The sequence below is a fragment of the Streptomyces sp. NPDC005878 genome, from assembly GCF_040629815.1.
Taxonomy (GTDB): Bacteria; Actinomycetota; Actinomycetes; order Streptomycetales; family Streptomycetaceae; genus Streptomyces.
Genome location: NZ_JBEXWK010000028.1, coordinates 1 through 21,031 on the forward strand (window position 1 = coordinate 1; position 21,031 = coordinate 21,031).

The 21,031-nt window shown below is 72.6% G+C and carries 23 protein-coding genes; 9 read left to right on the forward strand and 14 right to left on the reverse strand.

Annotated elements, in window-relative coordinates; translation table 11 throughout:
* On the reverse strand, positions 1-209 hold a 209-nt coding region (locus ABZ404_RS30465), incomplete at its 3' end, for a biotin carboxylase N-terminal domain-containing protein (RefSeq protein ID WP_358837777.1).
* Between the two features lie 385 nt (positions 210-594).
* On the opposite strand from ABZ404_RS30465, the gene ABZ404_RS30470 reads away from it, so the two are divergent.
* Positions 595-1,068, forward strand: a complete 474-nt coding sequence (locus ABZ404_RS30470; RefSeq protein WP_358837857.1) for a hypothetical protein — start codon at positions 595-597, stop codon at positions 1,066-1,068.
* Between the two features lie 7 nt (positions 1,069-1,075).
* On the opposite strand, the gene ABZ404_RS30475 is transcribed toward ABZ404_RS30470, so the two are convergent.
* The 4 genes from ABZ404_RS30475 to ABZ404_RS30490 all read right to left on the reverse strand — a co-directional run bounded on the left by ABZ404_RS30475 (position 1,076) and on the right by ABZ404_RS30490 (position 3,751).
* Positions 1,076-1,687 (reverse strand): nucleoside triphosphate pyrophosphatase, encoded by a 612-nt coding sequence (locus ABZ404_RS30475; RefSeq protein WP_358837858.1) that lies wholly within the window; start codon positions 1,685-1,687, stop codon positions 1,076-1,078.
* A 20-nt stretch (positions 1,688-1,707) separates the two neighbouring features.
* The gene (locus ABZ404_RS30480) at positions 1,708-1,836 is read right to left on the reverse strand and encodes a hypothetical protein (protein ID WP_358837859.1); all 129 of its coding nucleotides are present in this window, start codon (positions 1,834-1,836) and stop codon (positions 1,708-1,710) included.
* Between the two features lie 99 nt (positions 1,837-1,935).
* On the reverse strand, positions 1,936-2,142 hold the full coding sequence (locus ABZ404_RS30485; RefSeq protein ID WP_358836262.1) for an acyl-CoA carboxylase epsilon subunit: 207 nt from the start codon (positions 2,140-2,142) through the stop codon (positions 1,936-1,938).
* 16 nt (positions 2,143-2,158) lie between these two features.
* Positions 2,159-3,751 (reverse strand): acyl-CoA carboxylase subunit beta, encoded by a 1,593-nt coding sequence (locus ABZ404_RS30490; RefSeq protein ID WP_358836261.1) that lies wholly within the window; start codon positions 3,749-3,751, stop codon positions 2,159-2,161.
* Positions 3,752-3,887: 136 nt separating this feature from the next.
* On the opposite strand from ABZ404_RS30490, the gene ABZ404_RS30495 reads away from it, so the two are divergent.
* The 5 genes from ABZ404_RS30495 to hutH all read left to right on the forward strand — a co-directional run bounded on the left by ABZ404_RS30495 (position 3,888) and on the right by hutH (position 10,455).
* Entirely contained in the window at positions 3,888-4,748 is an 861-nt protein-coding gene (locus ABZ404_RS30495) for a biotin--[acetyl-CoA-carboxylase] ligase (protein ID WP_358836260.1), read from the forward strand.
* Between the two features lie 171 nt (positions 4,749-4,919).
* Entirely contained in the window at positions 4,920-6,077 is a 1,158-nt protein-coding gene (locus ABZ404_RS30500; protein WP_358836259.1) for an adenylate/guanylate cyclase domain-containing protein, read from the forward strand.
* A gap of 76 nt (positions 6,078-6,153) precedes the next feature.
* Positions 6,154-6,954: an enoyl-CoA hydratase-related protein gene (locus tag ABZ404_RS30505; protein ID WP_358836258.1), complete on the forward strand. Its 801-nt coding sequence runs from the start codon at positions 6,154-6,156 to the stop codon at positions 6,952-6,954.
* A 107-nt stretch (positions 6,955-7,061) separates the two neighbouring features.
* The gene (locus tag ABZ404_RS30510) at positions 7,062-8,222 is read left to right on the forward strand and encodes a sensor domain-containing diguanylate cyclase (protein WP_358836257.1); all 1,161 of its coding nucleotides are present in this window, start codon (positions 7,062-7,064) and stop codon (positions 8,220-8,222) included.
* Between the two features lie 691 nt (positions 8,223-8,913).
* The gene (gene hutH / locus ABZ404_RS30515; protein ID WP_358836263.1) at positions 8,914-10,455 is read left to right on the forward strand and encodes a histidine ammonia-lyase; all 1,542 of its coding nucleotides are present in this window, start codon (positions 8,914-8,916) and stop codon (positions 10,453-10,455) included.
* Positions 10,456-10,540: 85 nt separating this feature from the next.
* On the opposite strand, the gene ABZ404_RS30520 is transcribed toward hutH, so the two are convergent.
* Positions 10,541-10,852 carry a hypothetical protein gene (locus ABZ404_RS30520; RefSeq protein ID WP_358836256.1) on the reverse strand — a complete coding sequence of 104 codons (312 nt, stop codon included), beginning with the start codon at positions 10,850-10,852 and terminating at the stop codon, positions 10,541-10,543.
* Positions 10,853-10,961: 109 nt separating this feature from the next.
* On the opposite strand from ABZ404_RS30520, the gene ABZ404_RS30525 reads away from it, so the two are divergent.
* A complete protein-coding gene (locus ABZ404_RS30525) occupies positions 10,962-11,354 on the forward strand; it encodes a hypothetical protein (protein ID WP_358836255.1) in 393 nt (130 codons plus the stop codon).
* A gap of 127 nt (positions 11,355-11,481) precedes the next feature.
* Positions 11,482-12,747 carry an Ig-like domain-containing protein gene (locus tag ABZ404_RS30530; RefSeq protein WP_358836254.1) on the forward strand — a complete coding sequence of 422 codons (1,266 nt, stop codon included), beginning with the start codon at positions 11,482-11,484 and terminating at the stop codon, positions 12,745-12,747.
* A 138-nt stretch (positions 12,748-12,885) separates the two neighbouring features.
* Here ABZ404_RS30530 and ABZ404_RS30535 read toward each other — a convergent pair whose 3' ends face one another.
* The gene (locus ABZ404_RS30535; RefSeq protein WP_358834829.1) at positions 12,886-13,794 is read right to left on the reverse strand and encodes a helix-turn-helix transcriptional regulator; all 909 of its coding nucleotides are present in this window, start codon (positions 13,792-13,794) and stop codon (positions 12,886-12,888) included.
* Positions 13,795-13,942: 148 nt separating this feature from the next.
* Between ABZ404_RS30535 and ABZ404_RS30540 the strand changes: the two genes are divergently transcribed.
* Positions 13,943-14,980, forward strand: a complete 1,038-nt coding sequence (locus ABZ404_RS30540) for an NAD(P)-dependent alcohol dehydrogenase (RefSeq protein WP_358834830.1) — start codon at positions 13,943-13,945, stop codon at positions 14,978-14,980.
* 424 nt (positions 14,981-15,404) lie between these two features.
* Here the strand turns inward: ABZ404_RS30540 and ABZ404_RS30545 are convergent, their stop codons facing one another.
* The 7 genes from ABZ404_RS30545 to ABZ404_RS30575 form a co-directional block, all read right to left on the reverse strand.
* A complete protein-coding gene (locus ABZ404_RS30545) occupies positions 15,405-16,985 on the reverse strand; it encodes a hypothetical protein (protein ID WP_358834848.1) in 1,581 nt (526 codons plus the stop codon).
* 156 nt (positions 16,986-17,141) lie between these two features.
* Positions 17,142-17,273, reverse strand: a complete 132-nt coding sequence (locus ABZ404_RS30550) for a hypothetical protein (protein WP_358834831.1) — start codon at positions 17,271-17,273, stop codon at positions 17,142-17,144.
* A gap of 168 nt (positions 17,274-17,441) precedes the next feature.
* A complete protein-coding gene (locus tag ABZ404_RS30555; protein WP_358834849.1) occupies positions 17,442-18,293 on the reverse strand; it encodes a helix-turn-helix transcriptional regulator in 852 nt (283 codons plus the stop codon).
* The gene (locus ABZ404_RS30560; RefSeq protein ID WP_358834832.1) at positions 18,275-18,784 is read right to left on the reverse strand and encodes a DUF6879 family protein; all 510 of its coding nucleotides are present in this window, start codon (positions 18,782-18,784) and stop codon (positions 18,275-18,277) included. Before ABZ404_RS30560 ends, ABZ404_RS30555 begins: the two co-directional genes overlap by 19 nt.
* Positions 18,771-18,977, reverse strand: a complete 207-nt coding sequence (locus ABZ404_RS30565) for a hypothetical protein (RefSeq protein WP_358834833.1) — start codon at positions 18,975-18,977, stop codon at positions 18,771-18,773. Before ABZ404_RS30565 ends, ABZ404_RS30560 begins: the two co-directional genes overlap by 14 nt.
* A gap of 104 nt (positions 18,978-19,081) precedes the next feature.
* Entirely contained in the window at positions 19,082-19,747 is a 666-nt protein-coding gene (msrA, locus tag ABZ404_RS30570) for a peptide-methionine (S)-S-oxide reductase MsrA (protein ID WP_358834834.1), read from the reverse strand.
* Between the two features lie 146 nt (positions 19,748-19,893).
* On the reverse strand, positions 19,894-21,000 hold the full coding sequence (locus tag ABZ404_RS30575; protein ID WP_358834835.1) for a hypothetical protein: 1,107 nt from the start codon (positions 20,998-21,000) through the stop codon (positions 19,894-19,896).
* Positions 21,001-21,031 lie beyond the last annotated feature (31 nt).

Sequence of the window (21,031 nt, forward strand, 5' to 3'; positions counted from 1 at the left end):
GCGGCGGCCTGGAGGACCTTGGCGATGTCCAGGTAGCTGGCGGCCGGGGTGTCACCGCCCAGGGCGAACGCCTCGTCGGCCGCGCGGACGTGCAATGCGTCCCGGTCCGGGTCGGCGTAGACGGCTACGCTGGCGATCCCGGCGTCCCGACACGCCCGGGCAACGCGGACAGCGATTTCGCCACGGTTGGCGATGAGCACCTTGCGCACGATGGCTCCCTCCTTGAAAACAAGCTGAGTTTAGGGAAGCCGTACACCGGCGCACGACCCGTCCCCCGTGGTGAGGTTGCCCACACGGAGTGTGACGCGCGGCTCGCTCATGTCGCGAAATCCCTTGTCGCACCACGGTACGCCGGGTCCCTGCCCGGCACATTAGCCTTCCGGTGTGGTCAAGGTCTCTGTCCCGAAGGCCAGGGGGCGCCTCACATTCTTTGTGGAGTCCCTACGAATGGCCGAATGATTCTTTGCCGTCACGAGATCGTGGTCCCCCTCGGCGTGCAGGACCCTTGCCCAGGGGTTTACCCATGAGTAGCGTTCGGTTGTCAGACGTACTACCGGTAACAGGGGCTGGGTGTCAGCAGGGGGGTGGTGCGCCGTGGCGCGCAGAGCGGTGGCCGTGGTGGGCGCGATCGTTCTTCTGGGCGAGGCCGTCGGCTTCGTGCTGGTGAACTGGTTCCTCGGCCGGGTCGTGCACGAGCAGAACATGTCGCTGGGCGGGATCGACTCGGGCACCATGTCGACCGCCACGTACGTCATGGGCGCGGTCTTCGGCCTCTATCTGGCCGTGTGCGGCGCCATCCTGCTGTTCACCGGCGTACGCGACCGCGCGCCCGGCCGGTTCGGCCGGATCCTGCTCATCACCTGCGCGGTGGTGCACGGCGTGCTGGGGGCGCTGACGGTCGGGCTGATGGGCTGGCCCGCGTTCGCCTTCATGATGCTGGTGCTGGCCCTGGTCGTCCTCGCCCTGCTGATGTACGCCGCGCCCCCGCTGCCGGCCGAGCCCGAGGACGGGCAGCCCGTCGAGGCCCCGCCGGGCAACGGGACCCCGCCGGAGCCGGCCGCCGCCTGAGCGCCGGTCAGCGGTCCGCCCACAGGTCCGTGATCGCGATGTCCAGCTCCGCCAGCAGCGTGCGCAGCAGCGGCAGGGAGAGGCCGATGACGTTGCCGGGGTCGCCGTCGATGCCGTTCACGAACGGGGCCGAGCGGCCGTCCAGGGTGAACGCGCCCGCCACGTGAAGGGGTTCGCCGCTCGCCACGTACGCGGCCACCTCCGCGTCGCTGGGCTCGCCGAAGCGGACCGTGGTGGACGCGGTGGCCGAGGCGCGGCGGCCGGTCGCTGTGTCGATCACGCAGTGGCCCGTGCGCAGCACGCCGGAGCGCCCGCGCATGGACTTCCAGCGGGCCGTGGCCTCCTCGGCGTCGGCGGGCTTGCCCAGCGCCTCGCCGTCCAGCTCCAGCACCGAGTCGCAGCCGATGAGCAGGGCTCCGGCGGCCTCCGGGCGGGCGGCCACCGCGTCGGCCTTGGCCTCGGCGAGGACCAGGGCGAGCTCGCCGGGGGTGGGGGCGGTGAGGGCGTCCTCGTCGACCCCGCTGACGATGACCTCCGGCGCGAGACCGGCCTGGCGCAGCAGACCGAGCCGGGCGGGGGAGGCGGAGGCGAGGACGAGGCGGCGTGCGGGGGCAGTCATACGGTCATCGTAGACAGCGCTCAGCGGATGCTGACGACGAACATCGCCAGCACCATGAGCAGGGCGAGGACGAGGCCCGCGCGGCGCATCTTCGCCTGCGCCTCGCGCAGTTCCTCGGGCGGCTCGTTCTTCGGGTCGGACCACAGCATGCTTTCGATACTGCGGCGGGAAACGGCCGGGCGCCTGAGTACGGGTACTCAAGGCGGGCCGCCTCCGTACGTACGGAGGCGGCCCGCCCTGGAGAGGGCCTAGGCCGGCCAGTAGGTGCGCGCCCAGGAGCGCGGGCCCGGACGCGGCACCGGGTGGCGGGCGATGCGCGCCGGGTCGGACCAGTCCTCGGGGGGCAGCGGCGCGCCGGACGGCGCGGAAGCCGTCGCCGCGGCGCGCGCGCGGACCACCGCCAGTGCGGCGGCGAGCTCCTCCGGAGTGGGATTGCCCCGTACGACCTTGATCATGACCGCTCCTTGGGGCCTAGAGGGGGATGTTGCCGTGCTTCTTGGGAGGAAGGCTTTCCCGCTTCGTCCGCAGCTGACGCAGACCCCGTACGACGTGGGCACGGGTTTCGGACGGCATGATCACGGCGTCCACGTAGCCGCGCTCGGCCGCGATGTACGGGTTGAGGAGCGTGTCCTCGTACTCCGAGATCAGCTGCGCGCGGGTCGCCTCCTGATCGTCGGCGGCGGCGATCGTGCGCCGGTGCAGGATGTTCACCGCGCCCTGCGCGCCCATCACCGCGATCTGCGCGGTCGGCCAGGCCACGTTGAGGTCGGCGCCCAGGTGCTTGGAGCCCATGACGTCGTACGCGCCGCCGAACGCCTTGCGGGTGATGACCGTGATCAGCGGGACGGTCGCCTCGGCGTACGCGTAGATCAGCTTGGCGCCGCGCCGGATGATGCCGCCGTACTCCTGGTCCACGCCCGGCAGGAAGCCCGGCACGTCCACGAAGGTGATCACCGGGACGTTGAAGGCGTCGCAGGTCCGCACGAAACGCGCGGCCTTCTCCGAGGCGTTGATGTCCAGACAGCCCGCGAACTGCATCGGCTGGTTGGCGACGATGCCGACCGGGTAGCCCTCGACGCGCCCGAACCCGGTGATGATGTTCGGCGCGAACAGCGCCTGCGTCTCCAGGAACTCGCCGTCGTCCAGGACGTGCTCGATGGCCGTGTGCATGTCGTACGGCTGGTTCGCGGAGTCCGGGATGAGGGTGTCCAGCTCCCGGTCGGAGTCGGAGACCTCCAGGTCGGCCTCCTCGGGGAAGGCCGGGGCCTCGCTCAGGTTGTTCGAAGGCAGGTACGAGAGCAGCGACTTGACGTACTCGATCGCGTCCTTCTCGTCGCCCGCCATGTGGTGCGCCACGCCCGAGGTGGTGTTGTGGGTGCGCGCGCCGCCCAGCTCCTCGAAGCCGACGTCCTCGCCGGTGACCGTCTTGATGACGTCCGGTCCCGTGATGAACATGTGCGAGGTCTGGTCGACCATCACCGTGAAGTCCGTGATGGCGGGCGAGTAGACCGCGCCGCCCGCGCAGGGGCCGACGATCAGCGAGATCTGCGGGATCACACCCGAGGCGTGCACGTTGCGGCGGAAGATCTCGGCGAACAGGCCGAGCGCGACCACGCCCTCCTGGATACGGGCGCCGCCGCCGTCGTTGATGCCGATGACCGGGCAGCCGGTCTTCAGCGCGAAGTCCATGACCTTGACGATCTTCTCGCCGTAGACCTCGCCGAGCGAGCCGCCGAAGATGGTGAAGTCCTGGGAGTAGACGCAGACCGGGCGCCCGTCGACCGTGCCGTACCCGGTGACGACACCGTCTCCGTACGGACGGTTCTTCTCGATGCCGAAGTTGGTCGAGCGGTGCCGGGCGAACTCGTCGAGCTCGACGAAGGACCCCTCGTCGAGGAGCAGGTCGACCCGCTCGCGCGCGGTCAACTTGCCCTTGGCGTGCTGCTTTTCCACCGCGCGCTCGGATCCGGCGTGCGTCGCCTCCCCGATGCGGCGCCGCAGATCCGCGAGCTTGCCCGCGGTCGTGTGGATGTCGGTCACTTCTTGCTGCTCCGGCTCGGACATCGGGACGCGGCTCCCTGCCTGGTCACGGGTTTTCGGCTGGCTACTGACTCGTAGGGTAGTGGCGCGCCTACCGTTCGGCAGTGCGTCGTTTGCCACACCGGGGTGCGCTTGCGCCCGCGCGCCTAACCTGGGCCGTATGACGCCCCAGGACGCATCCGAAAGCCGCTGGTCCGACCTCGACCGGCCCCCTCTCAACGCCTCCGCGCTGCGCCACGCCCTGGTGCGGCCCGGCGCCCTGTGGACCTCCCTGGAGGTGGTCGGGGCGACCGGCTCGACCAACTCCGACCTGACCGCCCGGGCCGACGAGCTGCCCGAGGGCGCGGTCCTGATCGCCGAGGAGCAGACCGCCGGGCGCGGCCGCCTGGACCGCAGCTGGTCGGCGCCGCCCCGCTCGGGCCTGTTCTTCTCCGTGCTGCTGCGGCCCGGCGCGGGCGTCCCGGTGGAGCGCTGGGGGTGGCTGCCGCTGCTCACCGGGGTGGCGGTGGCCACCGGTCTGTCCCGCGCCGCCGGGGTGGACACCGCGCTGAAGTGGCCCAACGACCTCCTGGTCACGGTCGGCGGCGAGGAGCGCAAGGCGGGCGGGATCCTGGCCGAGCGGGCGGGCCGGGACGCGGTGGTGGTCGGCATCGGCCTCAACGTCACCCTGCGCGCCGACGAACTCCCGGTGCCCGCCGCCGGTTCGCTGGCACTGGCGGACGCGGTCTCCACCGACCGCGAGACGCTGCTGCGCGCCGTGCTGCGCTCCCTGGAGCAGTGGTACGTGGACTGGCGCGAGGCGGGCGGCGACCCGGCCGCCTCCCGCCTCCAGGAGACGTACGCGGCGGGCTGCGCCACCCTCGGCCGGACCGTGCGCGCCGAGCTCCCGGGCGACCGCGCCCTGACCGGCGAGGCGGTCGCGGTCGACGGCGACGGGCGTCTGGTGCTGGCCACCGAGGAGGGCGTGCGCGAGCCGGTGGCGGCGGGCGACATCGTCCACCTGCGCCCGGCGGCGGGCTGAGCGCGTGCGCGCCGGGCCCGCCCCGCGCGCGCTCCCTCGCCCCCCTGCACCGCCCCGGGGACAAAGGCAACGGGTGCGAGGACGTGAGCTACGGCACACCTGCCGTATCGTGGAGCCCGATCCAGCGACAGATCGGCAGGGAATGCGCAGGGAACGGGCAGGAGGCGGCTGGTGACCGTCGACGACACGCAGTCCGGCGAGGGTGACGGCCCCCACTCGGAGCCGGCGCCCTCCGCCTACCCGACCCCGCACCACGTCGTGGACCACACCGCCGAGCCCACCGCCGATCCGCTCGCCATCCGTCTGGAGCAGCTGATCCTGGGCGCGGACCGGCGGTACACGCCGTTCCAGGCCGCCCGGACCGCCGGTGTCTCCATGGAGCTGGCCTCCCGGTTCTGGCGGGCCATGGGCTTCGCCGACATCGGCCAGGCCAAGGCGCTCACCGAGGCCGACGTGCTGGCGCTGCGCCGGCTGGCCGGTCTGGTCGAGGCGGGGCTGCTCAGCGAGCCCATGGCGGTCCAGGTGGCCCGCTCCACCGGGCAGACCACCGCCCGGCTGGCCGAATGGCAGATCGATTCCTTCCTGGAGGGCCTGACCGAGCCGCCCGAGCCCGGCATGACCCGCACGGAGGTCACGTATCCGCTGGTCGAGCTGCTGCTGCCGGAGCTGGAGGAGTTCCTCGTCTATGTGTGGCGGCGCCAGCTGGCCGCCGCCACCGGGCGCGTGGTGCAGGCCGCCGACGACGAGGAGATGGTCGACCGGCGCCTGGCCGTCGGCTTCGCGGACCTCGTCGGCTTCACCCGGCTGACCCGCCGCCTGGAGGAGGAGGAGCTCGGCGAGCTCGTCGAGGCCTTCGAGACGACCGCCGCCGACCTGGTGGCCGCGCACGGCGGCCGGCTCATCAAGACGCTGGGCGACGAGGTCCTGTTCGCGGCCGACGACGCCGGGACGGCCGCGGAGATATCGCTCCGGCTGATCGAGACCATGGGCCACGACGAGACGATGCCGGCGCTGCGCGTGGGCATCGCCTTCGGCACGGTCACCACCCGGATGGGCGATGTGTTCGGTACGACCGTGAACCTGGCCAGCAGGCTCACCTCGATAGCGCCCAAGGACTCGGTGCTGGTCGACGGCGCCTTCGCGGAGGAACTGGCGCGTACGGGCGACGCGCCGGTCTCCGAGACGCAGGCGGCGGAGGAGGCCGCGCGGGCGGAGAAGGAGGGTGAGGAGCCCCCCAAGTACCGCTTCGCGCTCCAGCCCATGTGGCAGCGGCCGGTGCGCGGGCTCGGCGTGGTCGAGCCGTGGATGCTGCACCGCCGGGGCGCGTAGCGGCCCCTTACGGGGCGCGCGCCCGCCTGCCTAAGATCCCGACGTAACGTTCGTTAACGTCGGTCGGGAGGGTCTCATGGGCACGGATGAGCAGCGGTACGGGGAGTTCGTCGGCGTCAGGCGGCACGCATACGTCGCCGAGCTGGTCCTCGACCGGCCCAAGGCGATGAACGCGGTGTCCACCGAGATGGCCCGCTCGATCGCCGCCGCCTGCGACGCGCTCGCGGCCGACCCCACCGTCCGCGTGACCGTGCTGACCTCCACGCACGAGCGGGCCTTCTGTGTGGGCGCCGACCTCAAGGAGCGCAACTCCCTCACCGACGCCGAGCTGGTGCGCCAGCGCCCCACGGCGCGCGCCTGCTACACCGGCGTCCTGGAGCTGCCCATGCCGACGGTGGCCGCCGTGCACGGGTTCGCGCTCGGCGGCGGGTTCGAGCTGGCGCTCGCCTGCGACCTGATCGTGGCGGACGCGACGGCCGTCGTCGGCCTGCCGGAGGTCTCGGTCGGCGTCATCCCCGGCGGCGGCGGTACGCAGCTGCTGCCCCGGCGCGTGGGCGCGGCCCGGGCCGCCGAACTGGTCTTCACCGCACGGCGGGTGGAGGCCGCCGAGGCCCGCGAGCTGAACCTCGTCGACATGCTGGTGGACGCGGGCGAGGACCGTACGCGGGCGCTGGAGCTGGCGGGGCGGATCGCGGCGAACTCGCCGGTCGGGCTGCGGGCCGCCAAGCGCGCGATGCGCCTGGGCCACGGGCTGGACCTGCGGGCCGGGCTGGAGGTCGAGGACGCGGCGTGGCGGTCCGTGGCGTTCTCCGGGGACCGGGCGGAGGGCGTCGCGGCGTTCAACGAGAAGCGGAAGCCGCAGTGGCCCGGGGAGTGAGGAGTGCGCCGTCCCGGGTATCTGTGCATGACCGACCTTGATCGAATGTGATCGATCTGGCCCAGCCTAACCGATCAAACCGGGGCAAACCTCCCTAAGCTGGAGGGATGCGCGGTGAGGGTGAGGGTGTGGGCGGGACCGAGGACGCACGGCTGCGGGCGGTGGTGTCGCTGGCGCAGGCCATGGCGGCGGCCCACACCCCGCGCGAGTCCTGGCGGGCGGCGGCGCTCGGCGCGCGCGACGCCCTCGGCGGGAGCTTCGCCGCGCTCTCCACCTGGGAGCGGGAGCTGGGGCGGCTGCGGGTGCTGGTGAACGCGGGCGAACGGGCCGCGGGGGAGGAGGAGTTCCCCGAGGACGAGACGTATCCGGTCCACCAGTTCCCCGAGATCACCGAGTTCCTGCACGAGCGGTGGGCGGGCGGGGGCGAGCCCAACGCGTGGGTCGAGACGGCCGCCGGGCCCGCCGACTCGGCGGGCTACTGCCACGAGCGCGTCACCGCCCTGCGCCGGCGCGGGCGCGGCTGCTGCGTGGTCGCGCCGATCGTGCTGCACGGGCGCGCCTGGGGCGAGCTGTACGTGGCCCGGCCGGTGGGCGCGCCCGTCTTCGGCGCCTCCGACGCGGACTTCGCCACCGTGCTGGCGTCCGTCGCGGCCGCCGGGATCGCCCAGACCGAACGCCTGGAGGAGGTCCGCCGCCTCGCCTTCACCGACCCGCTGACCGGCCTGGCCAACCGGCGGGCGGTGGACGTACGTCTCGACGAGGCGATCGAGGCGCACCGGCGGGACGGGTCGGTGGTGAGCCTGGTGGTGTGCGACCTGAACGGGCTGAAGCGGGTCAACGACACCCGGGGGCACGCGGTGGGGGACCGGCTGCTCGAGCGCTTCGGCTCGGTGCTGTCCCTGTGCGGCGCGATACTGCCGGGCGCGCTGGCCGCGCGGCTCGGCGGCGACGAGTTCTGCCTCCTCTCGACCGGGCCGCAGGCGGACGAGGTGGTCGAGGTGGCGTCCGAACTGTGCCTGCGGGCCGGGGAGTTGGAGCTGGGGGACGGGGTGGCGTGCGGGGTGGCGTCCACGGGCGACCCCATCGGCCAGGTCCGCTCGGCCCGCCGCCTGTTCCGCCTGGCGGACGCGGCGCAGTACCGGGCGAAGGCGGCCCGTTCGACGACGCCGGTGGTGGCGGGGCGGGACGGGGCGGTGGTGCAGCTCGCGGATTCGGCGGGGCCGGAGCGGGGGGAGCGCCGCCGCTTCCGCGGCCGCGGCACACCCTGACCCGCGGGCCGCATCCCCGGGGCCCCCGCCCCCCTGAAGCCCCCGCACCCCGCGGCCGGCCCCTGGACCCCCTTTTCCGTCTGCGGCCCGGTGGTGGGTTGCTCGCGCAGTTCCCCGCGCCCCTTGAAGGTGCCTGCGGCTCCCGGGTCTCGTGTACGCCTGCGGGCGGGTGGGGGTTGCCCGCGCAGTTCCCCGCGCCCCTTGAAGGGGCCTGCGGCCCCCCCCGGGTCTCGTGTACGCCTGCGGGCGGGTGGGGGTTGCCCGCGCAGTTCCCCGCGCCCCTTAAGGGCCTGCGGCCCCCGGGGGCGCCGGACAGGCCGAGCGCACTGGCGCCGGAGCCCCGGACCTCCCAGGGGCGCGGGGAACTCCGCGAGCAACCCTCCACTCACCCGCAGTCGAACCTGGGCCGGGGGCGCGGCCGGCCCCCGCTTACCCGCAGGGCGAGCCCCGGACCGCCAGGGGTGCGGGGAACTGCGCGAGCAACCCACCCCCACCCGCACACGAACCCGGGCCGGGGGGCGCGACCGGTCCCAGCTCATCCGCAGGGCGAGCCCCGGACCCCCAGGGGCGCGGGGAACTGCGCGAGCAACCCCCCACCCACCCGCACACGAACCCCGGGCCCCACCCCGCCCCACCCCGCCCCCCACTAGTGACACGCGCCGATTCAATCCGTACGCTGCTGAATATGGATATGCACACTGTCGTGGTGGGGACGTCCGGGACGACCCCGGAGGACGTCGTCGCCGTCGCTCGTCGCAACGCCAGGGTCGAGCTCTCGGCCGACGCCCTCGACGCCCTCGCCCGAGCCCGCGGGATCGTCGACGCCCTGGCCGCCAAGCCGGCGCCCGTCTACGGCGTCTCCACCGGGTTCGGCGCCCTCGCCACCCGGCACATCAGCCCCGACCTGCGCGCCCAGCTCCAGCGCAACATCGTGCGCTCGCACGCCGCCGGCATGGGCCCGCGCGTGGAGCGCGAGGTCGTGCGCGCGCTGATGTTCCTGCGGCTCAAGACCGTCGCCTCCGGTCACACCGGCGTACGCCCGTCCGTCGCGCAGACCATGGCGGACATCCTGAACGCCGGGATCACGCCCGTCGTCCACGAGTACGGCTCGCTCGGCTGCTCCGGCGACCTCGCGCCGCTCTCGCACTGTGCCATGACCCTGATGGGCGAGGGCGACGCGGAGGGCCCCGACGGCGTCGTCCGGCCCGCCGGCGAGCTGCTCGCCGAGGCCGGCATCGAGCCCGTCGAGCTGCGCGAGAAGGAGGGCCTGGCCCTCCTCAACGGCACCGACGGCATGCTCGGCATGCTGGTCATGGCCCTCGCGGACCTCAAGAAGCTCTACACCTCCGCCGACATCACCGCCGCGCTCTCCCTGGAGGCGCTGCTCGGCACCGCCAAGGTCCTCGCCCCCGAGCTGCACGCGATCCGCCCGCACCCGGGCCAGGGCGCCTCCGCCGCCAACATGCTGGCCGTGCTGAAGGGTTCCGGTCTGACCGGGCACTTCCAGGAGGACGAGGCCCCGCGCGTCCAGGACGCGTACTCGGTGCGCTGCGCCCCGCAGGTCGCCGGCGCCGGACGCGACACCATCGCGTACGCCCTCACCGTCGCCGAGCGCGAGCTGGCCTCGGCCGTCGACAACCCCGTCGTCCTGCCGGACGGCCGCGTGGAGTCCAACGGCAACTTCCACGGCGCCCCCGTCGCCTACGTCCTGGACTTCCTGGCGATCGCCGCCGCCGACCTCGGCTCCATCGCCGAGCGCCGCACCGACCGCCTGCTCGACAAGAACCGCTCGCACGGCCTGCCGCCGTTCCTCGCGGACGACGCCGGTGTCGACTCCGGTCTGATGATCGCCCAGTACACCCAGGCCGCCCTGGTCAGCGAGATGAAGCGGCTGGCCGTCCCCGCCTCGGCCGACTCCATCCCGTCCTCCGCCATGCAGGAGGACCACGTCTCCATGGGCTGGTCGGCCGCCCGCAAGCTGCGCACCGCGATCGACAACCTGACCCGGATCATCGCCGTCGAGCTGTACGCGGCGACCCGGGGCATCGAGCTGCGCCACGGCCTCACCCCCGCGCCCGCCTCCCGGGCCGCCATCAGCGCCGCCCGGGAAGCGGGAGTCGGCGGCCCCGGCCCGGACCGCTTCCTCGCCCCCGACCTGGCCGCCGCCGACGCGTTCGTACGCGGCGGGCACCTGGTCGCGGCGGTGGAGACGGTCACCGGTCCGCTGGCCTGACCGCCGCGCGGTACACGTGAAGGGGCGCCCGGGAACTTCCCGGGCGCCCCTTCACGTCCGCGTGCCTCGGCCGGTACCGCCGCGGTCAGTACTGCTGGCGCGCCCTGCGCACCGAGAAGACGACGAACCCGGCCCCCAGGCCGAGGAAGGCCGTGCCGCCGAAGAGGTACGGGGACGTGTCCACCGAACCCGTGTCGGCGAGGGCGGGACCCGTCTGCGTGCCCGGTGCGGCGCCCGCCGCGGCCCCGGGCACGGCGGAGGGCGCGGCGGCCGCCGGGCGGGCCGGGGCCGACTGTGGCTTCTCGTCCGTGGCGTTGGCGGACGGGACGAACCACAGAGCGCAGAGCAGCGAGCCCGCCGCGGTGGCGGTGAGCAGAGGCCGGCGAGCGACGGACACCTAGTCGATCCCCCTTGTGGATACGGCGAATTGGTGGTGTACGCCGATGCTAGTGAAAGCAGCGGGTCGCAGGAAAGTCGCGGAGGTCGCGAGGCCTACGCTCCGACGCATGACGACTGAAGAGACACCACGCTATGTCCGCCTCCGGGTGGATTTGGTACTGGAGATCGATGACGCGGAGGCGCTGACCGGCGCGGCCCTGGAGCGCATCGCGGCGGACGAGCTCCTTCCGGATCAGGAACGCGCGCATGCCCGGTCCGCCGTACGGGAAGACGAGGCGGAGGCCCTGGCGTATCTGGTCGATCCCTTCGACCTGGTCGCCCAGGTGCCGGGGGTCGAACTCGCGCAGGCCTCCTGGAGCAGCGAGGAGATCGCGTACGACCCCGACGACGAGGACTGGGACCTCGACGAGGAAGATGAGGGCGACGAAGAGGACGAAGAGGGCGGCGAAGAGGACGGCGAAGAGGGCGAAGCGGGCAGGGGCGACGGCCCGCGGCTGTGACGTCCGGGGGCGCCCCGGGCCGGCCGGTCCGTCCGGCCCGGGTGGCGTTTCCCACACCTCCCCCGGAAGGGGAACCACAGCTTCAGTGACTATGTTGTTCAGTCGATGGCCTGGGGGACCGGCAACGATGGAGAAGCGTGTGATAACGGAGAGTAAGCGGCGCAAGGGTCTTGTGGCCGCGTCCGCGGTGCTCGGCGGTGTACTGCTGCTGTCGGCCTGCAACGACGACGGCAAGGACGGGGGCAGCGCCGACGCCTCGAAGTCGTCGCAGTCCCAGGTCGACAAGGCGGCCGAGAAGGACACCTCCGACGCGAAGATCACCATCACGCCCAAGAACGGCGCCGACAACGTCGGCATCAACAACGACACCAAGGTGTCGGTGGTCGACGGCAAGCTGACCTCGGTGGTCATGACGTCCGCCGAGGGCACGCCGGTCGCGGGGAAGATATCCGCGGACGGGCTGAGCTGGACGCCGGACAAGCAGCTCAAGCGCTCCGCCAAGTACAAGATCTCGGCGACCGCCGAGGACGCCAAGGGCCGTCAGGCGCACGAGAACTCCGCGTTCGCGACCGTCTCGCCCGCCAACAGCTTCATCGGCAACTTCACGCCCGAGTCCGGCTCCACGGTCGGCGTGGGCATGCCGGTGTCGGTGACCTTCGACAAGGCCGTCACCAACAAGAAGGACGTCCAGTCCCACATCTCGGTGACCTCCAGCAGCGGCCAGGAGGTCGTCGGGCACTGGTTCGGCGCCCAGCGCCTGGACTTCCGCCCGCAGGACTACTGGAAGTCCGGCTCGACGGTGACCATGAAGCTCGACCTCGACGGCGTCGAGGCCAAGCCGGGCGTCACCGGCGTCCAGGAGAAGACGGTCACCTTCAAGGTCGGCCGCAACCAGGTCTCCACGGTCGACGCCAAGACCCACCAGATGACCGTCACCCAGGACGGCAGGACCGTCAAGACGATCCCGATCTCGGCGGGCGCGCCCGACCACAAGACGTACAACGGCACCATGGTGATCTCCGAGAAGTTCAAGGAGACCCGGATGAACGGCGCCACCGTCGGCTTCACGGACGGCGACGGCAAGGGCGAGTACGACATCAAGGACGTCCCGCACGCCATGCGCCTGTCGGCCTCCGGCACGTTCATCCACGGCAACTACTGGGGCGCCAAGTCCATCTTCGGCAGCGCCAACACCAGCCACGGCTGTGTCGGCCTGTCCGACACCAAGGGCGCCGGCGACCCGAACACCGCGGCCGCCTGGTTCTACGAGCACTCCATCGTCGGTGACGTGGTCGTCGTCAAGAACACCGGCGACAAGACCATCACGCCCGACAACGGCTTCAGCGACTGGAACATGAGCTGGTCGGCGTGGAAGGCCGGTTCGGCGGTCTGATCCCTACCCCGTACGGCTCCGTACGGCCGTCGGTACCCCGCACACGGCCGTACGACCTGTACAGCAGCGGCGACGGCCGCGCCCGGTCTCCCCGGGCGCGGCCGTCGCCGTTCTCGTGCGGCCGTGGCCGTCCTCGGGTCACGAGGAGCGCGTCGGCGGTGCGACCGGAGCGGGGCGGCCACCGGAATCCGCGTCGTCCGGGTCCGGAGCGGCCGCCCAGCTCGCCAGCAGCCGCAGCGAGTCCGCCGAGGGCGAGCCCGGCTCCGCGTAGTACGTCACCAGCGACAGGTCGTGCTCCTCGGGCAGCTTCAGCGTCTCGTACGACAGCGTCAGCTCGCCCACCACCGGGTGGTGCAGCCGCTTCGTGCCGTGGCCCTTCTGGCGGACGGTGTGGGCGGCCCACAGCGTACGGAACTCGTCGCTCTTCACCGACAGCTCGCCCACCAGCGCCGTGAGCAGCGGGTCGTCCGGGTAGCAGCCCGCGCACAGCCGCAGCACGCCGACCACCTCGGCCGCCTTGTCCTCCCACTCCAGATACCGCTCGCGGGCGACCGGGTCGAGGAAGACGTGCCGGGCGAGGTTGCGCTCCTCCGCCGGGAGCGAGACGAAGTCGCCGATCAGGGCGGCGGCCATCCGGTTCCAGGCCAGCAGGTCCAGCCGGCGGCCCAGGACGTACGCGGGCACCGACTCCATGGAGTCGATCAGATGCCTCAGCTGCGGCCTGAGCTGCACCTGACGGGAGAGCCCGGCCTTCTTCTTCTTGGCCGCGGTCGGCTTCGCCAGGTGCGTGAGGTGCTGCTGCTCGGCGTCGGTCAGCCGCAGCGCCCGCGCGATGGCGTCGAGCACCTCGGCCGACACGTTCTGCCCGTTCCCCTGCTCAAGCCGGGTGTAGTACGCCACCGACACCCCGGCGAGCTGGGCCAGCTCCTCCCGGCGCAGCCCCGGCACACGGCGGTGCCGCCCGAAGTCGGGCAGGCCCACGTCCCCGGGCTTGAGCCGGGCCCGGCGGGAGCGGAGGAATTCGCTGAGTTCGGCACGCTGGTCCATGACATCCAAGTATCCGCCGTCGTACGACCGTGAGCCTGACCCTGCCAGTGGTACGCACAGCGGACGTACGAAGGACAGGGGGGTGGGTGGCACGCGCAAGGTGGGGCAGCGTGGTGGACGTACCCGACAAGCACGAGGAGTCAAGGCAATGACCACCGTCGCCGCCTACGCCGCCCCCGCCGCCAAGGCCCCGCTGGAGCGCACCACGATCGAGCGCCGCCCCGTCGGCCCCCACGACATCCTGATCGAGATCAAGTACGCCGGTATCTGCCACTCCGACATCCACCAGGTCCGCGAGGGCTGGGGCGAGGCCATCTTCCCGATGGTCCCCGGCCACGAGATCGCCGGTGTGGTCACCGAGGTGGGCTCCGGCGTCACCAAGTACGCCGTCGGCGACCGGGTCGGCGTCGGCTGCTTCGTCGACTCCTGCGGCGAGTGCGAGCAGTGCGCGGCCGGGCAGGAGCAGTTCTGCGCCCAGGCCGTGGGCACGTACAACGCCGTCGGCCGCGACGGGGAGCCCACCTACGGCGGCTACTCCACCCACGTCGTGGTCAGCGACCGCTTCGCCGTCCGCATCCCCGACGCCCTCGCCCTCGACGTGGCCGCGCCGCTGCTGTGCGCCGGAATCACCCTGTACTCGCCGCTCAAGCGCTGGCAGGCGGGCCCGGGGAAGAAGGTCGCGATCCTGGGCCTGGGCGGCCTCGGCCACATGGGCGTCAAGATCGCGCACGCGCTCGGCGCCGAGGTGACCGTGCTCAGCCAGACGCTGCGCAAGCAGGAGGACGGGCTGAAGCTGGGCGCGGACCACTTCCACGCCACCAGCGACCCGGAGACCTTCACCAAGCTCGCCGGCTCCCTCGACCTGATCGTCTCGACGGTCTCGGCCCCGCTGGACCTCGGCGCCTACCTCTCGCTCCTCAAGCCCGGCGGCGCGCTGGTGAACGTCGGCGCCCCCGAGGAGCCGAACTCCCTCAACATGTTCGGCCTCATCGGCGGCAACAAGATCCTCGCCGGTTCGATGATCGGCGGCATCGCGGAGACCCAGGAGATGCTGGACTTCTGCGCCGAGCACGGCCTGGGCGCGGAGATCGAACTGATCCGCGCGGACCAGGTGAACGAGGCGTACGAGCGGGTACAGGCGAGCGACGTGCGCTACCGCTTCGTGATCGACACGGCGACGATCTGAGCTGAGCTGAGCTGAGCTGAGGGGAGGGGGGCTGGGGGGTGGGGAGCGGGCCCGGATTCCGGGCTGAACCTGCCTCTCCGGGTGCCCCGTCCCCCTGGGCGCGCGTCAACGCTCCGGGTGCGCCGGGTCCTTGGAGGGGGCGCGGGGCGCCGGGGGCGGGGCTGGCCTTCCCGCCCGGGGGGCACCCGTCCCCCTGAGGGGCGCGGGGACGCCGGGGCTGACTTTTACGCTTCGGGGCACCCGTCCCCTTGACGGGCGGGGGGCTGACCTTCACGCCCCGGGTGCCCCGTCCCCCTCAGGGGCGCGGGGAACTGCGCGCTCAGCCCCCCACGGCCCGCGGCCGAAATCGGGGTTGAGGGGCGCGGGGAACGGCGCGACCAGCCACACACGGCCCGCCCCCGCACAACAGCCCGACCCCCCCGGGTCAGCACCCCCGCCCCCACCGATAGGAAGACCCCACCCGATACACCCCCGCCCGCCGCACGGCGACCCGCACGAACTCCCCGTCCCGGGACAGACACGCCCCCCCGTCCACCCGCAACCACGGCGAGTACGCGACCCGCAAGGTCACCGACCCCGCCCGGGGCATCCGCACCACCACCGACGCGTCGTCCCCCCGCACCACCACCCCCGGCGCCGACACCAGCGGCACGGCCCCCCGCACCCGGTACACGGTCCAGTGCGCGTCCCCCCACACCCGCTCCAGCCACTCCGGCCCGCTGCGCACCAGGGCCGCCTCCGCCGTGGCGGGCCCGTCCGGCAGCCCGTCGTGGAGGACGACGAACCCGACGGCCCACCGGTCCAGCCACGCCCGGTACGTCCCGGCGGAGAACGACCCGTCGTAGAACAGCCGCCCCCGCTCCACGTCCAGCTGCCGGTTCCAGCCGCGCGCGGTGTTGACGTACGCCGAGAGCACCGCCGCCTCGCGGTGGTTGCGCGCGGGCACCACCTCCACCCGCGTCCGGTCCGCGCCGAGCCGGCGCAGCTCACCGACGAGCCCGTCGGTCTCCACAGCCCACGCGGGCGTGGCGGTGGACACCCGGAGGTCGTCGTCGGTCTTGTCCCGCAGCCAGTTGACGGAGACGAGCAGGACCACCACCAGCACGACCCGCCGTACCTTGCCGAGCCCGGGCGCGAGGACCGCGGCGAGCAGCACGGGCGGCCCAGCGAGCCCGAGGAGCCGCTCGACGTTGGTGCCGACGGGCGAGGCCACGAGGTACGTGAGGACGACCCCCAGCGCGTACACGGCCGCCCCGAGGCGCACGACCCGCCAGGTACGCGAGGGCGGCGCGGCGAGCAGCAGCGCGGCGCAGACGGCGAGCGGCATCCACAACTTGCCGACCGCCATGGGCTGTTCGCCCTCGAAGGGGAAGAGGAGGGTGGTGGCGCCGACGACCGCGCAGGGCGGCACGCCCAGGACGGCGGCCTTGCCCCACTGCCGGTCCAGCGCGTACGCGGCGGCCACCACGACCAGGAAGAGCCCGGCAACGGGGCTGGCCATCGTCGCGAGAGCACTGCTCACCCCCGCGAGCACCAGCCTCCTCCGAGAGCGCCGCTCCCCAGCGGGCCCCACCGCACCCCGCGTGAGCCCCTGCACCAGCACGCATCCCGCCAGCGCGAAGACGACCCCCGTGGCGAAGGTCGTACGCCCCGACACGACGTTGCACCACAACGCCGCCGCAGCGAGCACCGCGGGCCACACGCCCCGGCCACCCCGCGCACCCTCCGCGCGCACGAAGAGCAACGCCATCAGCCACGTACCGCACAGTCCCGCCGCCACCGACACCGTGCGCACCCCGAACGCAGCCATCAACCACGGCGTCAGCAGGCTGTAGTTGGCGGTATGCGCGCCGCCGTACCACGAGAGGTTGTACGCCGACCCCGGGTGCCGGGAGGCGAACCCGGCCCAGGCGAGCTGAGCGGCCAGATCCCCGCCCCCGGTGGCGAGAACGAGCGCCCACACCACGTACAGCGGCAGCACCGCCAGCGTCACCACCACCGGCACACGCCACCCGGCCCGCCGCCCCCTGCCGAACAGGGTCGAGCCCGCCGCGCCTGTGCCAGGATCGGTCCCCAGGACCTGACTGATGCCCATCCGCACACCCTACGGTCCCGCAGGGAAGCACTCCGCTGAAGCAAGTGAGCGAGCCCGGCCGCTGCCTCAGACGTTCCCGGCCACCACCGCCTCCGCGATCCGCACAGCCACGTGCGCGGGGACCATGCCGACGTCCACCCAGGGCGTGCCCCGGCCACTGACGGTGGGCCGCAACCGAACCGTCTGCCCCTCGGGCACCCCGAGCCCCTCAAGGGCCGATTTCAGGGCCTGAGTGGCTTCCTGAGCCCGGTCCCATCCGCCCCGCCATTCATGCATCTCCACCCTGCGCCGCCTCTCGCCGCGTTCGCCGCGCGCATTCCGTTCCGCGCCGCGGATCCCCATGCTCCAGCCGCCCGCCGACTCGGGCTAGGGGCTTTCCTGTTGGGGCAAGAAGCCGTCCCGAACATGGGCGACCAGCGTGCGCATGGGCTCGCCGTAAAGGGCGACGGCCGCGAACCGTGCGAACGTCCGGACGTAGGTCTGGATGTCCTTGGGATCTCTGGTGGTCAGCTCGGAGTGGAACGTCTCCACGATGACCAGCCGGTCGTCGTGCAGGCTGAAGCAGGTCATGGGGAAGTCCGGCATTCGGGCGTCGAGCGGCACCACTCCGATGCGTACGGCCGGGAGCCGGGACAGCGACATCAGACGGTCGAGCTGCAGAGCCATCACGACGGGTTCGCAGATCAGCCACCGCACGACGTGCTCGCAGATCAGGAAGTGAAAGGACCGGCCGGATTCGTACAGGACGGCTTGCCGTTCCATGCGGGCCGCCACCGTGCGGGTCCTGGTTTCCTCGGGAAGCGCCGGAGGCAGGGAGAGTACGGCCGACGCGTACTCCGGCGTCTGAAGGAGCCCGGGGATCAACTGACCCTGAAACAGCCTGAGAACGGTGGTTCCCGCCTCGATGGCCCTGATGGTCTGCTGGTGTTTCCACGGGCCCAGGCGGCGCAGCAGGCGCCACGCCGTCTCCTCGGTGGCGGCTGCCCTGGCGGTTTCCAGGAACCCTGCCTTGACGTCGTCCGACACACCGAGAGCCGACAGGATCAGATCGACGTCCTGGACGGTCGGCAGGACCCGGCCGTGTTCGATCTTCGAGAGCTTGCTCGCGGACATGGAGGCCCTGCGGGCCACGGTCTCGCCGGTGAGTCGCGATGCCGCGCGCAGTGCCCGCAGGGCCTTGCCGAGGGATCCGTCCGCGGTCAGCGGTGGCGCTCCCAGTACTCCGAGAAGGGCACGGCGGCAGTCTGTGCGGCGTCCCGGTACGCGCGGTACTCGGGCAGCCGGGGGGACGTCAACGGCTCCGCGCCGATGAACCTGCCCGCGCTCGTGTAGTGCATGCGGTACACCTCACGGTCGTCGAAGAGCCAGAAGTCGTGATCCGGCAGAGCGGGACCGGGGCCGTCCGCCAGATCGATGATCCCGATGCTCTCCCCAGCACTGATGTTGCCGGGATACGCGGAGAGTTCGTAGCGCAGATAGTCCGTGAGCGGCGAGGTCAGCACGTGGACCCGGGCCACCTGCTTGCCCCTGTCGGTCATCGACCGGATCCAGGGATTGTCCTCCCACTCCGGGCCCATGGGTTCACCGGCCAGGAAACGGCCGAACTCGTCCGCCTCCTCCTCGACGTCGTACACGGCCAGAGTCTCCAGCCGGAACGCCGTCCGCTCGAAGGACTCGAAGAGCCGCCCGAACTGCTCACCGGCGAGCACGGAAGTACTCCTCCAGTACGGAAGCGGGCACGACGACGGCACTCTCCCCGTCGGGAAGGCCGAGCTGCGCCAGTCGCTCGGGGTCGGTGACGACGTACCCCTGGACGACGTAGTGCTCGGCGTCCTCAGTGCCCCACAGGGTCGGACAGGTCCCGTTCTTGCAGTCCGGGTCGCCGGACAGCTTCCGTAGCATCTTGCCCCCGGGGCGTGGAGTACGACTGCCGTAGTCGATGCTCCCGGCCGGGGGCTGCCGGGGTCAACCGCCCCAGGTTTCCACAACAGGAAAGAAGACGGGCCTCACCCCTCCGCCCGAGCCACCCCGATCGGGCACGAAACCCCCGTCCCGCCGATCCCGCAGTACCCCCCGGGGTTCTTGTCCAGGTACTGCTGGTGGTACGGCTCCGCCGGGTAGAAGGGGCGGCCCTGCGCCGGGAGGATTTCCGTCGTGATCGTGCCGTGGCCCGCACCCGTGAGGACCCGCTGGTAGGCCTCGCGGGACGCTTCCGCCTCCGCCGCCTGGGACGGGGTGTGGGTGTAGATCGCGGAGCGGTACTGGGTGCCCACGTCGTTGCCCTGGCGGAAGCCCTGGGTGGGGTTGTGGGACTCCCAGAAGAGCTTCAGGAGCGAGGCGTACGAAACGACCGCCGGGTCGTAGACCACGCGGACCGCCTCCGTGTGGCCCGTCAGGCCCGAGCAGACCTCCTCGTACGCCGGGTTCTGCGTGTAGCCGCCCTGGTAGCCGACCAGGGTCGTCCACACGCCTTCCGTCTGCCAGAACTTGCGCTCGGCGCCCCAGAAGCAGCCGAGGCCGAAGTCCGCGACCTCCAGGCCCTCGGGGTAGGGGCCGAGCAGCGGGTTGCCCAGGACCGTGTGGCGCTCGGGGACGGTGAACTCCGGCTCCGGGCGGCCCTTGAGGGCCTCCTCGGGCTGGGGGAGGACGGGGGTGCGGCTGTTCAGGAACATGCTGGGCTCCTCGGCGGGCGGGGGGCGGTGGTCCACCCCGTGCAACGCGGGAGCGCGGGGAGGGATTCCCCCCGGCCCGAGCCGACCGAGCCGCGCTCCCACGCCCGTGCGGCCGGACCGACGCCCCCCACGCCCACAGGCGCGCCCTACTGCGGCAGCGTCGCCGGGTTCCCCCCGTTCGCCTCGTACCCCGCCACCGCCAGGGCTCGGTATATCGCGTACTCCGCGGCCGGGTCCTCGGACAGGGTCCACGGGAGGGCGCCCACGAAGCCGTCCAGGTGGGCGAACTGGTCCATCGCCTCCGACCAGCGCTCCGCGCGCACCAGGAAGAACGCCAGCAGATGGCGGACGTGGGCCGCGACCGGGTCGTCGGGGCGGGCCGAGTGGACCGCGTGCAGGGCGCCCTCCAGGGCGCGGCTGACCACCTGCGTGCGGTGGAAGTCCGTGACCATGACGATGTCGGGCATGTGCTCGTACACCGCGAAGAGCGGCAGCGCGGCCAGCAGCGAGCCGTGCGGCGCCCGCGCCGCCGCCGACGTCGCGAACTCGTCCGCCAGCACGCGCGAGCCGTGCCACTTCTCGCACCAGTAGTGCAGGGCCGCCAGGTGCGCCCCCATATGGGTCGGCGCGCGGTCGATCACCTTCGCCCACAGCTGCTCGAACTCGGGCTGGGAGTAGGCGAGGCCGCGCGCCACCGCCAGCTCCGTGAGGTACGGAACGGGGTCGCCGGGGGCCAGCAGCGCCGCCTCCGCGCAGACCGCGCGCGCCTCCTCCAGGATGATCCGGAAGTCGTCCTGGCCGGCCGACGAGGAGCGCCACGCCTGCTGGACCAGGAACTCCGCGTGCACCTGCGCCGCGCCCGCGTCCTTGGGGGCCTCCGAGCGCCACTTGCGCAGCCACGCCCCGCCCACGCCGGGGCGCTGCGCGAGCTCCAGGGAGGCCGCGCCCGCGAAGGCCTGGACGCGCTGCCAGCGCAGCTCGCCCTCCTTCGGCGTGCCCGCGAGCAGCTGCGCCGCCGCCCGCCACTCCTGGGTGGCCTGCACCACGTCCAGCACGTCCAGGAGGTCCTGGTCCGGGCCGGGCAGCCGCACGTCCAGCTCCTCCTGGCGCGCGAAGCCGTACGCCGCGGGGTCCGCCGCGTCGGGCGCGCCGGGCTCGGCCAGCTGGATGCCGAGCCGGCGGCGGCGCATCGCCCACGGGCCCAGGGCCATCGTCAGCATGCACGCGGCGATCAGGATCCAGAGAATCTCCATGCCTCAAGCGAACCAGACCCCACGGACTTCT